9 protein-coding genes are annotated in these 14,666 nt (G+C 53.2%); 4 read left to right on the top strand and 5 right to left on the bottom strand.

The window, feature by feature from the left end; all coding sequences use genetic code 11:
* Window positions 1-24: 24 nt before the first annotated feature.
* From JIN87_RS06290 to JIN87_RS06280, 3 genes are all read right to left on the bottom strand, one after another.
* The gene (locus JIN87_RS06290; RefSeq protein WP_200354688.1) at window positions 25-1,224 is read right to left on the bottom strand and encodes a prenyltransferase/squalene oxidase repeat-containing protein; all 1,200 of its coding nucleotides are present in this window, start codon (window positions 1,222-1,224) and stop codon (window positions 25-27) included.
* A gap of 193 nt (window positions 1,225-1,417) precedes the next feature.
* The gene (locus JIN87_RS06285) at window positions 1,418-2,401 is read right to left on the bottom strand and encodes a Gfo/Idh/MocA family protein (protein WP_200354687.1); all 984 of its coding nucleotides are present in this window, start codon (window positions 2,399-2,401) and stop codon (window positions 1,418-1,420) included.
* 3 nt (window positions 2,402-2,404) lie between these two features.
* Entirely contained in the window at window positions 2,405-4,168 is a 1,764-nt protein-coding gene (locus JIN87_RS06280; RefSeq protein WP_200354686.1) for an ulvan lysase-like protein, read from the bottom strand.
* Between the two features lie 341 nt (window positions 4,169-4,509).
* Here JIN87_RS06280 and JIN87_RS06275 point away from each other — a divergent pair, with 341 nt between their 5' ends.
* Window positions 4,510-6,258 carry a sodium:solute symporter family transporter gene (locus JIN87_RS06275; RefSeq protein WP_200354685.1) on the top strand — a complete coding sequence of 583 codons (1,749 nt, stop codon included), beginning with the start codon at window positions 4,510-4,512 and terminating at the stop codon, window positions 6,256-6,258.
* 140 nt (window positions 6,259-6,398) lie between these two features.
* Here the strand turns inward: JIN87_RS06275 and JIN87_RS06270 are convergent, their stop codons facing one another.
* Together JIN87_RS06270 and JIN87_RS06265 are read right to left on the bottom strand one after the other, a co-directional pair.
* Window positions 6,399-7,259 (bottom strand): hypothetical protein, encoded by an 861-nt coding sequence (locus JIN87_RS06270; RefSeq protein ID WP_200354684.1) that lies wholly within the window; start codon window positions 7,257-7,259, stop codon window positions 6,399-6,401.
* Window positions 7,260-7,263: 4 nt separating this feature from the next.
* Complete coding sequence (locus JIN87_RS06265) at window positions 7,264-9,483, bottom strand: glycoside hydrolase family 3 N-terminal domain-containing protein (RefSeq protein ID WP_200354683.1); 2,220 nt, start codon at window positions 9,481-9,483, stop codon at window positions 7,264-7,266.
* A 275-nt stretch (window positions 9,484-9,758) separates the two neighbouring features.
* Here JIN87_RS06265 and JIN87_RS06260 point away from each other — a divergent pair, with 275 nt between their 5' ends.
* From JIN87_RS06260 to JIN87_RS06250, 3 genes are all read left to right on the top strand, one after another.
* Complete coding sequence (locus JIN87_RS06260; protein WP_200354682.1) at window positions 9,759-10,841, top strand: LacI family DNA-binding transcriptional regulator; 1,083 nt, start codon at window positions 9,759-9,761, stop codon at window positions 10,839-10,841.
* 43 nt (window positions 10,842-10,884) lie between these two features.
* Window positions 10,885-13,017 carry an alpha-L-rhamnosidase-related protein gene (locus tag JIN87_RS06255; RefSeq protein ID WP_200354681.1) on the top strand — a complete coding sequence of 711 codons (2,133 nt, stop codon included), beginning with the start codon at window positions 10,885-10,887 and terminating at the stop codon, window positions 13,015-13,017.
* Window positions 13,018-13,248: 231 nt separating this feature from the next.
* Entirely contained in the window at window positions 13,249-14,661 is a 1,413-nt protein-coding gene (locus JIN87_RS06250) for a purine-cytosine permease family protein (protein WP_200354680.1), read from the top strand.
* Window positions 14,662-14,666 lie beyond the last annotated feature (5 nt).

Below are 14,666 nucleotides of genomic sequence, written 5' to 3'. Positions count from 1 at the left end.
TAGGGGCATCTATTCTAAGCGTTCTCAAATTTTTGGATACAGGATTTCTAGGGCGAGAATTGTGTAGGCGCTGACGATGTAAGGATCGCTTTCCATCCAGCGACTATTGTCATTTTGCCAGAATCCGAGTCCGCGTTGTTTGGAAAGGAGTGTTTCGGCAAGCTCTTTGCGCCAGTCGATTTTTTGGCCGTCCTCGGTGTGGAGGTAATCTGCTCCGTAGGCATCGAGCGCTTTGGCCATGGTGTAGTAATAGTAGTATAGTCCCTCGAGGCCCATTCCAGGATTCTCCTCGAGTGTGAAATTCCTTTCGAGCCATGCAACGGCTGTCGCGACGCGGGGATCATCCTTTTTAAGTTGGGCGTACATGTAGCTCATGAGGCCTGCATAGCTCATGCTTCCGTAGGAGCGTTGAGCGACTTGCCCATTCGAAAAGTTTTGGGAACCCGCCTTGCTGTTGCCGGGATAGTAGACGAACCCACCGTAATTCTCAGGATCTCCGCTCGCCCAAAGTTGACCATTTTCCTCCGGAAGATTCTGGCAGTTTTCGACGAAGCGAATGGCGGCGTCCCAGTCGATATCTATTCCAATTTGCTCGGGGCCAATGAGCTCGCGTGTTTCATGAAGGGCTTGAATTGCGAGCGAGGTGTTTGATAGGTCGGAGTGCTCATAGCTGTTACCGTATCCAATACCTCCCCACACGGCGTCATTGTCGTCCCATTCGTCGAGTTGCTGCTGTTTTGCGAGATAGATCCGAGCGTCTAGCATGATACTCTCCAGGGAATCGTCTTCCAGCGATTTGAGGGCCATCAATGAAATGGCGGTGTTGTAGGAATAAAGCCCTTTAGAGTAGATGCCGCCATCTTCCTGAACGTTTGAGCGGATAAAATCCAGTGCTTTTCCGACAGCGGGAGAGTTACGCCAGCGCTCATTGTCGGTCGGGCTTTCTACAAACGCCTTCAAAATGAGCGCGGTGAGCGCTGGGTAATCGCTGGTGGACCAGTAGCCACTAGGTTCCTGGTTTCTCTCAAGGAGAGTGAGGCAACGATTGATGGCGATGTCGATCTCGTTGCGGAGTGATACGTCGGGCTTTCTCGCTGAATGAGTTACTATTTGAGGAGCTGAGGAGGTTTTTGTCTCACTCGCAGAAAGCCACGATTGAGATGCCAGAAGGAAAACTCCAATAGCGACGAAATAGGTACGGATCAGATACAAGGAGCAAGTCATGATAAGCTTGAGAATCTTTGACGGCGAGGGATTCTGCCAAGTCAAAAGAGTTTTGTTACAGCTTATTAGCGGAGTATAGAGGCTGTAACTTATACCTTTTCATCAGCGATTGCCGTAAGGTGTCCTCTACGCGATGTATTCACTCAGTCATTGCTTGTGCGTATCTTGCAGTTAAGGCTTTGGACTGCCTCTCTCAGGACTTGAGAATTTCGTCCAAAATCCAGTTCGTGTGAGCCCCGGTCGCTCCTAGGGATGGATGGGTGCGTATTCCGAATAAATCGTCCCTCAATGCCTCGACGTGGTGAAGCTGGACGTTTTCTGGATGCTTAATCTCCAAGCTCTGACTGTCCGATGCGCTCGCAAGTGTGATGGGTTGCTCCGCGAAGACGGGGAAGTGAATTCTTCCTTCGCTTCCTAGGATTTCGACCTGGTCTACGTGTTCGAAGCTGCCAAAATTCAAGAAACCAGTCCCAGTTACTCCTGATTCGTGTATCCAGTTCGAGGATATTGAATCGTAGGCAGAGTAGAGCCCGAGTTGGTTTGCGCAGATCCCACTGGCAGATTTTACGTCACCGAGGAGGTAGCAGAATAGATTGAAGCCGTGGCTGGCGAGATCATCGAAGTGTCCACCTTTCGCGATCTTCGCGTCGGTACGCCAGTTGTAGTTGTCGGATAAGTCGATTTCGGAAGGAGGCTTGCTGTATTGCCAGTGCACGTGCCGAACCTTTCCGATGGCACCATCATCGATCCATTTTTTTACCTGGAGAAAGCGTGGTAGTGTTCGGCGGTAGTACGCTACGTAGACGGGTGTAGTGTTCGCTTCAAAAGCAGCCAGAATTTCGAGGCAATCCTGGTAGGTAGGCGCCATGGGTTTTTCAATACAACAGGGCTTTCCTGCAGCGGCGACTTCCAAGGCGTATTGTTTGTGACTGTCAGGAGGGGTCGCGATGTAGACAGCATCAATATCTGGAGACTCGATCAGCTCTGTGGCAGAGGCGAAGACTCTGGGCACGCCGTGTCGGGCAGCGTAGTCTTCGGCTTTGGCGAGGTCGCGTCGAGTCACGCCAGTGAGCTCGAAGCCCTGTGTCTTTTGGTAGGCGGGGCCACTTTTGAGTTCGGTTACGTCGCCGCAACCGATTATTCCCCAGGATATTGTGCGTGTTGGATTTTCAGGCATGGATCAAATCGAGTCTACTGAGATGTTGATGACAAGCGGGGAGTCGCCTTCGATCTTGGCCTTGATTGGTACGGCTTGAAGGCCAGGGACTAGATTGAAGAAGCGATGGCCCACGGATATTGGATTGTTGGAACGAACTCTTACTCGTGACTTTTGCTTTGTTATCAGGACTTCACAAGCATCGGTGTGGTCGATAGTTTCGTTGCTTGAGCTGATGATGGGCAAAACGAAGGAGTAGCTTGTTGGTGCTTCAACCTCTATGGATACGCTTTCGTATGCGAAGCGGTATGAGAGGTGACATGAGTTCGGGAGGGATACATAGGCGTCGTTGGTTAAGTGAGTATCGACGTCGAACCTGGTGGACTCGCTGTCTGACTTGACCGTGACCTCAGCGGAGAGGTCGAAAAGGTTTGAGTAGGTTTGACCTTGGCGTTCGCACTCCAAGCGAGGTGTTAAAGGCAAATCTTCGGGATTGCTTGGGGTTTGTTGGTTGTGCGGTTCTACCAAGACGTATTGAGCCATGCTTGCGGAGCACAGCAGCCCGGCGGCTTCGTGCCACAGCAGTGAGAGGGCGCCTCCGGTTGCTTGTTGCACGTTTGGACGGTAGAGGAAGTCGTAAGCCGTAATCGTCCCCCGCCAGGGGCCAATGGAGACAAGGTGGGTCGCTATCTCCGGAAAACTGCGAATCCCGTAGCGATCTTCCCTCGGCAGATGAGCAACGTGCGTCTTCAGCTCAATGGCGTGATCAAGCAAAAAGGTGAGTGGCTTCGCATGGGTAAAGGTGTGGTGGACGCAGGGCTCAATCCCTTCCTGCTCGTAGTGAAGGCCGCCATACAGGAGTCCGTCTCTTGAGGTGCAGCGTTGGAGTAGGTGAGTGTTTTTGAAGGCGGCCTTCGCGAAGGCCGCGTTTCTGTCAGCGAGGAGAGAATAGGTGATCTGGCAACCGTCGCTGGTGCGGCTGCCCCAATAGGTCCACTTGAATTGGCGGGTGCCCCAGCTATTATCCCAGCCTCCGTCGGGGAGCATGAACTCGAGGTGAGACGCCAATGAACGATCGATGAGGTCGAGTAGCTCCTCGTCATTCTCGCTCTGTGCATAGAGGGCGAGTCCGTTGAGGGATTCCTCAACGTTGTATCCAAGATCTACGGGCAAGAGTCCGCGGGCGCTATGGCGGTTGACCGGTTTGGCCTCGCCGAATATGAGCGTGTTTGGCGCGGTGAAGTAGCGTTTCACTCCTTTGGCCAATTCTTTGCTTCGTTCGACGTAGCGAGGATTGTTGAGATATTTACCTAACAGGTTCAGAGCGTAGATCGCAGAGAAGCCGTAGTTGATGTTGGCAAACTCAAGATCGAAGTTTTTGAATACATACTCTGCGGCTTGCTCGAGGCGCTCGGTCCAGCGTTCTCGGGTGGCGGAGTCGAGGAGATCTCCGTGATGATGGAGTGCTTCTGCGAGCGCTGTGGCTCCGAAGACGGTGATGCCTTTCCAGGAGTTTGGATCGGCGACGACGGTCCAGCTCCCATCTGGACACGAGACGTTTTGGGACCATTCAAAAACGGCGATTCCTGCTTCGAGGTATTTGTCTTGGCCGGTGCTCTTTGCCATGTGGAGCAGCGGGTAGACAGCGTCCATACAGCGTCCGTGGATGGATTGGCAGGCTGGGCAATACAGCGCTCCATGACGCGTTGGGTCTTCCGGTTCGTGGATTTGCGTCGAAATCATCCCATCGCACCACGTTTTCAAAAGTTCGCTCGCTATTCCGTTCATGCTTAGATGGATAAATGCTTACTGCTAGGTCTGAAGGTGGATGCGTTTTCCCGGGGCGGTGTGAGGGCAATCTGCCTGCTAGATGGGGGCGATAGGGGCGATCCTCTGGGATACGAAAACGTTGGGGGAGGGTACATTTACACAAATATTTGTGCAAATGAGTTTCCAGTGCCATTCGAGCATGTTGCTAATTGTATTATGCTAGGAAATGTTCCTACTGTTAGCTTTCTTGCTCTTTTGCGAGTTGATCGAGGTCTGATGCTTTCGTCGCGGAAGCCCGCTCAGCTAATGACCGGAAGCTATCCCAATTTCCGCGGTTTTCCGCAAGCCCCCAAAACAATATGACAATCGAGTACATCACCCTTGGTGCCTATTTAATTCTGCTCCCGTTACTTGGGGTGTTGTTTTCCAAGTTTAACAATAACTTGAGCGATTACGTTCGGGGGGGCGGCCAAGTGGCGTGGTGGCTGTCGGGCTCGAGTATCTTGATGGCAGGCATCAGCGCTTTCACTTTTACGGGTAATGCATCGGCTGCATTCGAGGCGGGGCCGACGGTCCTCATTATCTATGCTGCCAACGTGACAGCGATGCTGATTTGTGGCCTGTTTCTGGGGGCTTGGTACCGGCAAACGCGGGCTTACACACCTGCTGATGTCGTAAAGTCGCGCTTCAGTGTAGCGGTCGAGCAGTTCTCCGCCTACACGGGCATTTTGATCGCTCCTTTTGCGGCAGGGATCCAGCTCTGGGCGCTTTCGGTCTTCGCGAGTTCTACTTTTGGCGTTCCCATAGAGTACTGCATTTTCGTGATCGGTGCGGTGGTTGTCTTTTATTCAACGACAGGAGGTAAATGGGCGGTGATGGCGACCGACTTTGTACAGAGTCTGATCCTCCTCTCGATCACCATTCTTGTTGCGGTGCTCTGTTATCACAAGATCGGTGGTTTGAGTGAGTTTTTTGGATACTTCTCGGAGCCGGAGTTTGCCGAGGATTTCAAGTTCGTCAAAGACCCTGACCAATGGGCGGATGGCAAATTCTCTTTCCAGTGGATCGTGGTGATCTTCATCATGACGATCTACCACCAGATTACCTTGGCTTCGGCGGCTCGCTTTCTCGTGGTTAAGGACGGTAAGGCCGCCTCCAAGTCGGCCTATCTTGGGGCGATCCTCATGGCGATCGGTTCGCTGATCTGGTTTTTCCCACCGATGGTTGCTCGCTTTCTCTATGGCGACGAGATCATGGCGCAGGCGATTGAGAATCCCGAAAACTCAAGCTACTCCTACATCGCTCAAAAGGTTCTGCCGAATGGCCTGATGGGCGTCATGATCGCGGCGATGTTCGCGGCAACCATGAGCTCAATGGACTCCGGGCTGAATATGCAAGTGGGTGCCTTGGTGCGAAACATCGTTCCGAAAGTCCGCGAGATGTTTGGAGTTACCAAAAAGATGACTCCGAAAGGGGAGCTGCGACTCTGCAAGATTTCCACCATTGGAATCGGGTGTTTGATTATCACATACAGCTATCTGTTTTCGCAGAACAAGGAGCTGGCGCTGTTTGACGCCTACTTGATGATCAACTCGATTATCACGATTCCATTGGTGTTCCCGATGCTTGTCGGGTTCTGGGTTAAGAAGCTGCCGAGCTGGTCCTACTTCGTCATGTTCGGATTCTGTCTTCTGCCGTCGATTTACTCGTTCTGGCTGAAGGAAACGACAGGGGAAGGGTTCACGATCCAGCAGCGTGCGATGTGGATTTTCATCTACGGCATCATTGGGGCGTTGGTTTGTATGCCGTTCTACCGTCGCACTTCTGACGCGTACAAACGCAAGGTTGAGGATTTCTACAAGCTCATCCGTACACCGATTCGAGATGACGAGCACGAAGGTGTGTCGCGTGCGTACGGGCAGTTGGTACTGCTCGGCCGCTCATCAGTTGGTGTCGGTTTGGCTCTGTTGCTCCTGCTCTTTGTTCCGAACGAATTGGCTGGGATTTTGAGCGTCCTGTTTATCAGCGGTTTCTGCGCAGGTATTGGAGTGCTGTTGCTTTGGGCGGCGCGTGTAGAAAAGCGCAAGGAAGAGCAAGGCTCGGAGTAGGCTGTTGGCGTGGGCGCGTTGCGGATCGGCTCCCAGTGAACATGTATTTGAAGAGAGAATACGGAACTTTTGCCTTGGATTGTGGACGAGATCGTTGATCTCGTACGCGATCAGCGATCGCGTCTACAGCTTTCCCGGGTTTACTCGCTCTGGATATTCTCGAGTTCTTCTTCGCTGACTTCGCTTACGACTTCGAGTTCTCCAACGGTTCCTTTGCCCCAGCCGAGTTGAGTTTTGGTTTTATCAAGCCCATCTAAGTTGGTGCCCATGAACGGGGCTGCGGCACGACCTAGGGAGGGGACTGCGTCGACGAAGTTGGTCGATTGTGCGGGGAGGCTGAAACGGCATGACCAAAGGAGTTTATGTTGCTTTTCTGTTCGTAGAAGAGGCCAGTCGTAGGCCATCAGAACGATGAAATAGCGTTCGTCTTCCAATAAGGATCGGATCGCTTCACGGTCTGAGGGAAGGAGTCCTTTCTTCTCGAGTGCGCGGTTTATGCCGGTGAGCTGAGCATTGCTCGCGACGCTGGGTCGGTCCATGGTGGCGATGTGGGAAAGCTCCGAATCCACGTATCCCGTTTCGTTGCCGTCTTCGTCGTATTCTGTATCTCCATCGTTTGCCTCTGGAAAAAGATCAGCCCAATCCTCCTGCACGGCGGTCACGCCCCAGTGAACGATGATGACCATTTCGCCTTCCTCGAAGGTTGCTGCTGGGGTGAAGTTTTGCTCCGCCATTTCTGGTGCAAGCGTTTCCATAATCTCTTGAAGCGAGATTTTCTCTAGGCTGCTATCATTGACTAAGCCCTGGTGGAAATTTCCTGGGTAGATGTGGTAGCTCATGTGAGCCAGACCATCAGGAGTTTGTCGTTGGGCTTCAAACTCAGGACTCGCCCAAGCAGCGGTAAGCACTCTGGCTTTCTTTCTGAACCGGGCTTGCCCTTCAAGAGGGTTGCAGATCGAGAAGGCTAAGCAGCCAGAGAGGAGTGCAAGCAGGATTCGCATGGCTTTACTTTACCAAGAAACTGGCGTTCATAGTGTCTTCCGAAGAACCGCCTATTTGAACCACGAAGGTGCCGGGTTCGACTTTGCGAACCATGTCGGCTCCCGTGCAGGCGAGCATTTCGGGAGTGATTTCAAATGTAACTATTTGCGACTCGCCAGCCTCTAGTTGGACCTTTGCGAATGCCTTCAACTCCTTGGCAGGGCGGATGACGGAGCCGTGTGTGTCTTGGATATAAAGCTGAACCGTCTCTTTGGCTGTGAACTTTCCTGTATTGGATAGTGTGATACTTGCGGTGAGCGATTGTTCGGTGTCGATTTCTGAAGCGGAAAGGGTGAGGTTCGCGTATTCGAAACTGCTGTAACTCAAGCCGTATCCAAAAGGGTAGAGTGGGCCGTTTTCGATGAACATGTAGCCCTTCTTGTAGTTGATCTTCTTCTGGCTGTAGTGGAAGGGAAGCTGACCAATGGTTCGCGGGAGGGTGGCAGGTAGCTTGCCAGAAGGCACGGACTGTCCGAAGAGAGTCATAGCGATCGCGCGGTCGCCTTGTTCGCCCGGATCCCATGCGTCGAGAATGGCGTCGGCATCCGCCGCAAACGCGTTGATGGAAAGCGTACGACGGTGCTTGAGCACTACGATGACGGGTTTCCCCAGATTCTTGATACGCTTGAATAGCTCGACCTGTTCGCCAACCGGATCGATGGAGGCCCGGTCGCCGATGGCAAAAGCGAAGAAGGCTTCCTTGGATGTGAATTCGTCGCCCCCTACGAAGAGAATGCACGCGTCTGCTTCTGCTGCGGCAGCGACTGCTTTCTCCATTCCCGGTGCGCATTCGTCAGCTGTGAGGAGGTCAGGGTAGTTGGGATCGCCGTTGGTGAGGGCGAAGCCTTTCTCTGCAAGGAACTCAATGGATTCCCCGGCTACCTCTTGGAATTGCGAGAGTGTGTTCTCTTTGAGAAGCGGTCCGACAAGGGCGATCTTTTGCGGCTTCGTCGAAGAGATCGGGAGCGTGTTGTTCTCGTTTTTGAGTAGGATCAGGGAGTCGAGATCTAGCTCGAGGGCGAGTTCCAGAGAGTCTTCGGCTCGGCTAATTAAGCTCGCTGCCGCTTCGTCGGTGTAGGGATTGTCGAAGAGCCCTAGGATAAACTTGGTACGCAGCACGTTTCCGGCGGCCTTGTCGATGAGAGGGATGAGCGACGGGTTTTCGCGAGCCAGCCTTGGCAGGCGGACGTAACAGTCTTCGTTGTAAAGATCGACGTTCATGCCGGCTTCGAGGCCGAGCAGGGCCGCGTGATCTTCGTTTTCAGCCACGTTCATGAAGAAGAAGAGACGTCCTATGTCGTTAGCGTCGGAAACGGTGTATCCATTAAATCCCCACTCGTCGCGAAGAATACCTGTGAGAAGATCCTTGTTGGCGTGGCAGGCGATTCCGTTGAGGTCGCCGTGGGATGCCATGATGCCGAGTGTTTTGGCCTCTTGTACGGCCGCTTTGAAGGGCGGGAGTATTTGGTCGATCAGGTCGCGTTCGGAGATTTGAACCGAAGCGAAATTTCGTCCGCCCTCTACCTGTCCGTAACCGGCGAAGTGTTTGGTGACAGCTCCGATATGGGTTGAGGAGAGCCCTTCGTAGTCGCCTTGCACGCCCTTGACGGCCGCGACGACCATCTCTTTGACGAGGTGTGTGTCCTCACCGAAAGCCTCGCTCATGCGTCCGAAACGAGGGTCGCGAATCAGATCGGCTTCGGGGGAGTGGCACATGTGCATGCCGCGGGCGCGGGCTTCTCGTCCGACCTTGTCCCAGACCTGCTGCACGAGCTCTGGATTCCAGCTCGCAGCCATGTTGATGGGGCGACTGAAGTCGGTGGTACCGGTTGCGTCTACTCCGTTGTAGGACTCGGTAACGAACATGCCGGGAATGCCGTGCAGGCTGTTTTCAACGAGGTACTTTTGCAGGAGGTTATTGATGCGAGCAGCCGTTTCCGGGGAGTCGTGCTCACCGGGGTTCTTGATACCTGCGATTCCGTGTTTTACCTGCTCCTTGAAGTGGTCACTTAGGACGAGTTGCCCGTCCTCGCCGAGCTCGACGCCGATTTGGGCGTGAACGATCCGCATCTGCCCGACCTTTTCCTCCAAGCTCATTTTGGAGAGGAGCTCGTCAACCTTGGTCTCGATGTCGTCCATGGATTTGTTCGCTTTAGGTAGTAAGGGAGTTTCGATTGTCTGCATCGTGTCGGGAGTGATTTCGCCCTCTGACCGCCGAGAGGGCTGATTTGCTGGGCCAAGGTAGGATTCTAACTCCGCCTCAGGCTCACAAAACGATGAGATAGCTAACAGTAGGATGTATGGCTGTCGCGGTTTCGAGCCTATACGGGACTGTGGATTAGGAGATTGATGCTAATTGTAGGATTTTGGGCCTGAACACTTGAGATTCGGCGTCGCTTAGGGTTTTTTAGCCAGACCGACAGCGGCATCAGCCGATCGAACCTTACCTCACTTCCCCAATGAAACAGAGCTCAGGCAACGCAGCAAAGCCCTCGAAGAGGCGAGTCACCATTCGTGACATAGCTGCCGAGGTGGGCCTGCATTTTACTACTGTCGCTCGCGCTCTGAAGGATTCTGATCTTGTTCGGCCTGATACGGTGAAACGAGTTCGGGAAGCGGCTGACAAACTTGGCTATCAAGCGGACCCATTCGTGTCTGCCTTTTGCAGTTATCGGAGCCGCCATCTGAAGAAAGGATATCGGGGGAATATCAGTTGGATTAACGGTTTCGACTCGCCGGACTATTATGAAACGACGGCGACTGGCTTCGGCAAGGAGTGTTACGAAGGGGCGAAAGCTCGCTGCGAGGAGCTGGGGTTCAAGTTGGTCACGTTCTGGTATGGAGAGCCAGGGATGTCTGCGAAGCGTGCCTCGCAAATCATTCACAGTCGGGGTGAGGCAGGTCTTATCGTAGCGCCGATGCCGCACAGTATCGACAAGCTGGATATGCGTTGGGACTCGTTTTGCTCGGTGCGAATTGGGTACTCTATCCCCGATGTTCCGCTCACGAATGTGGTGGCGGATCAGTTTGGTAACATGAATCTCTTGTGCGACAATCTCGAGGAGCTCGGTTTTCCGCGGATCGGTTTTGCAACTCGAGAGTGGATAGATCTCCGAGTAGAGCACAAGTGGTCAGGGGCGTACCAAATTCGGCAGCTCACTGGAGATTCGGATCGCTATCAGCCGATGTTTATTGGGAAGACGGAGGACGACTACCCGGAATTTGAAAAGTGGATACGAAGGCATCGACCGAGCGTTCTCATTGTCGGTGGATCGACTCCCTATGCGAACTATCTGGAACGAATGGGAATGAAGGTCCCTCAGGATATTCAGGTGGTATCTGTCTCGCTCGAGGCGAGCGAAATCGCTCACCGTGCTGGTGTGGATCAAGAGGCTCGAGTCGTGGGCTCGATCGCCGTGGATCAGGTTTATGGGATCATTGGACGTTCGCATGTTGGGATCGAGAGTGTCCCGAAAACGATTATGACGGCTGGAACGTGGAGAGGACACACGTCCTGTGATCCGTCTCTTCTCGTTTCCTAGAAAAGTTTTGGTGATGAAGTTTAACGCAAAGAATCTTTTATTTATGTCCCTTCTTGCAGCGACGTCTCTTGTAGCGAAAACGCCGGCACCAACTGACTTGCGGTGCGAATTGCTGAAGGGGGATGTGCTGATTTCCATCTCCGACCCAACACCCAATTTTGCTTGGGTGGTCCCTGTTGTTGAAGAAGGAGGGCGTCAGAGTAGCTATCAGGTCCAAGTCGCTCGTGCAGGAAGCGACTTCGCTTCAGAGGGAGCGTTAAGCTGGGACTCTGGAGTCATCGATTCGTCACAGTCGTTGGCAGTTGAATACGGTGGATCGGAGTTGCAAGCATCCGAAACCTATAAGTGGCGGGTGCGGGTTGGACTGAATGACGGTGAGATTGGACATTGGTCGGAGCCTCAACGTTTTACCATGGCGGTGGACCTTAAAGATGCTCCTTCAGCTCATCCGACGCAAGCGACAGTCGTTGCTCCACGCTCGGTCGCGGAGTTAGAGTCAGGGCGTTACCTGATTGATTTTGGCAAAGTCGCTTTCGGATTTCTCGAGCTCGATCTCATCGCTCCCGAAGAGGGCGTTCTATCGGTGCATTTTGGTGAAAGGGGAAGTGAATCAGGCGTGTTGAGAGAGTTGCCTGAGAAATCGAGTGTGCGCTACTATCAGGTAGAGCAGGCTGTTTCGAAAGGAAATGGCGTATATGGTGTTCATCCGCCAAAGAACTATCGTAATACCAAACCGGTTGCCATCGCGATACCGGGGCGTTTTGGAACGATTGCTCCCTTTCGTTATGTGGAGATCGAGACGAATGGGATTGAGTTAGAGAATCTGGTCGCGAATCAGATTGCTCTCCATTATCCATGGGATGAATACGCTTCGTACTTTCGCTCTTCCAATGAGGATTTGAACGCTCTCTGGGACCTCTGCAAATACAGCATGAAGGCCACTAGCTTTGCCGGCGTATATGTCGATGGGGACCGTGAGCGCATACCCTACGAGGCGGATGCTTACATTAATATGTTGTCTCACTACGCAGTGGACAGCGAGTATTCGATCGGCAGGTACACGCATGAGTACTTGATGGATTTCTCGACCTGGCCAACGGAGTGGAAACAGCACTCTGTGATGATGGCCGGCATCGATTTGATGTATACTGGAGATTCCTCGTCGATTCGCAGGACTTACGAGCGGCTCAAGAAGGAGAAGACGCTCGAGTATCTGGCACGCAAGGATGGATTGCTGGTGTCGCATCCGTATCCGAATCATACCAAACGAACGGGGGACTCTGCGGATATTGTCGATTGGCCGCCCGGTGAACGAGACAACTACGTATTCAAAGAAGTGAACACGGTGGTAAACTCCTTCCACTATTTGAATCTGCTGCAAATGGCGGAGCTTGCGAAATCCCTTGGGATCGAAACTGATGCAGAAGATTACACCCGACGGGCAGAGGAGTTCTACAAAGTGTTTAATCAAGAGCTCTTCAATGAAGAAACTGGCCTCTATGTCGATGGGATCGGTACGGATCACTCTGCCTTTCACGCGAACCTGTTTCCGTTAGCATTTGGACTGGTCCCCGAGGATCGTCGAGCGAAGGTCGCTGCGTTTGTGGAATCCAAGGATTTGGCCTGCAGCGTTTACGCAGCCCAGTACTTATTGGAGGCCCTTTATCAAGGGGGACGAGAAGATGCAGCACTGCGCTTGATGACCATGAAAGGCGTTCGCAGTTGGCAAAACATGTTGGCTGTAGGGTCGACCATAACCCTGGAGGCTTGGGATGATTCCTTTAAGCCAAACCAGGATTGGAATCATGCTTGGGGGGCGGCTCCAGGTAATGCGATCGCTCGATTTATGTTGGGCGTTCGTCCGCTAACGCCGGGTTTTGCTGAAATGCTGATCGCTCCTCGGCCAGGTTCCTTGGAGTTCGTCGAAGGGTGGGTCCCCACTATTCGTGGACCCGTCGATGTATCGGTTCGGCAGATACTTGGCGAGAAGATGAACGTGTCGCTAAAGATTCCTGGAAACACAAAGCCCACAGTTTCACTTAAAGTGCCGGATGGGCGACGATTGGTCGCGCTTATTGTTGATGGGGAGTCTCGAGCTACCGTGGAGGAAACAGGTACGATTGAGTTGAGGGATCTAGGGAGCGGAAGCCACGAGATCGAGTTGTCGTTTGATTGAAGGAATTTGTTGGGTGGATCGACTTCTCCGAAGGCGATCTAGACGTCTTCGGTGCCGAGGCTTGCCGACAAAGCGAAGCGCTCAAAGCCGTGCCACCTTTTCAGCGGCCGCTACCTTTTGGCGAAGATGTTTATTCATACAGTTTGAATTTCTTGTGAATGGAGCGCTTCGCTCGGAGGCTGAACGCTTTCGAACTTTGGCTTCCCCACGCTAACCAATTACGAGTTGTCTATGCCCCCTGCGAACACCCCACCTCCGGTCGAAGCATCCCGCTCCGACTCTGTTGCTAACGAATACGAGCGAGAGCCCGTCCCAGAGAAGTCGCTCAAGGGAGCAGGCAAGTTCTGGGGCATGTATGCGGGAGAGCATGCGGCAGGCACTGAGTTCATGATCGGACCGCTGTTCCTCTTGGCTGGGGTTTCGCTTCAAAACATCATTTTTGGCCTTTTGCTGGGCAATCTCATGGCGGTTCTGAGCTGGCGTTATGTCTGTGTGCCGATCGCCACCAAGGCCCGTTACACGCTTTACCATCACTTGGAGAAGATTGCAGGCAAGTGGCTGGTGCTGCTCTACAATTTGGCTAACGGACTGCTTTTCTGCTTTCTCGCCGGGGCGATGATTACGGTTTCGGCCACTGCGGTGGGTATTCCGTTTGATATGACGATGCCGACCACTGACGACTGGTTGCCGAATAGCACTATGTTCGTGGTTGTTGTGCTCGCGGTCGGTCTCCTGATCGCAACGGTCGCCTCGCTTGGATACGATACGGTGGCGAAGTTCGCTAACATCGCTTCTCCTTGGATGGTGCTCGTGTTCCTCGCTTGCGGGATTGTCGCCTTCAAACAATTGGGCGCCAGCAGCTGGGAGGAGCTCAATGCGATTTGGAGCGAGTCGATTTTATTTGCCCAAGATGGCGAGAGCGAGTCGACGATGGGTTTCTGGAGCGTTTTCCTATTCGCCTGGTTCTGTAATGCAGCGATGCACGTGGGGATGGCGGATCTTTCGGTTTTCCGTTTTGCCAAGAAAGCTTCAGCTGGTTGGGCGACGAGTGCTGGCATGTACGTCGGCCACTATATGGCTTGGATTGCGGCGGCCTTCATGCTCGCTGCTCAAATCAAACTGAATCAGGATGCAAACCCTGTACCGGGGCCAATGGCGAACAACGTGGTTGGGCTTGCGGGAATCATCTGTGTGGTTGTCGCGGGGTGGACGACGGCAAACCCTACCATCTATAGAGCCGGTTTGGCGTTTCAAGCGATGGCGCAGACGATCTTCCCGAATGTATCCAGATTTTGGGCGACCTTCGCGGCTGGGCTCATCGCCACAGTTGCAGGGGCTTTTCCAGCGTTTGCCTGGCAGCTGCTTGGCTTCGTAGGCCTCTATGGAACCATTCTCGCTCCGATGGGCGGAGTCATTTTCTTCGATTGGTATTTCCGTCAAAAGGGGGATGCCTCGGCCTTTCAAAAGTCGTCTCCAGCGACTTCATTCAGTGTCCCCGTCTTGCTCGCGTGGCTGATTCCGGTTGTGCCGGCTTTCTACCTAATCGTCTACGAAGGATACACCGCTGTGAACTTCGTTCTTCCTTGCTGGTTGATTACCGGTGTTCTCTACCTGCTACTCAGCAAGAAACCTGCAGCCGCTTAACCCTC

Origin of the sequence: Pelagicoccus mobilis (genome assembly GCF_016595505.1) — a bacterium.
Classification (GTDB): Bacteria; Verrucomicrobiota; Verrucomicrobiia; order Opitutales; family Opitutaceae; genus Pelagicoccus; species Pelagicoccus mobilis.
Note: the sequence above shows the minus strand (reverse complement) of the source record. Positions and strands in the feature narration are given on the sequence as shown.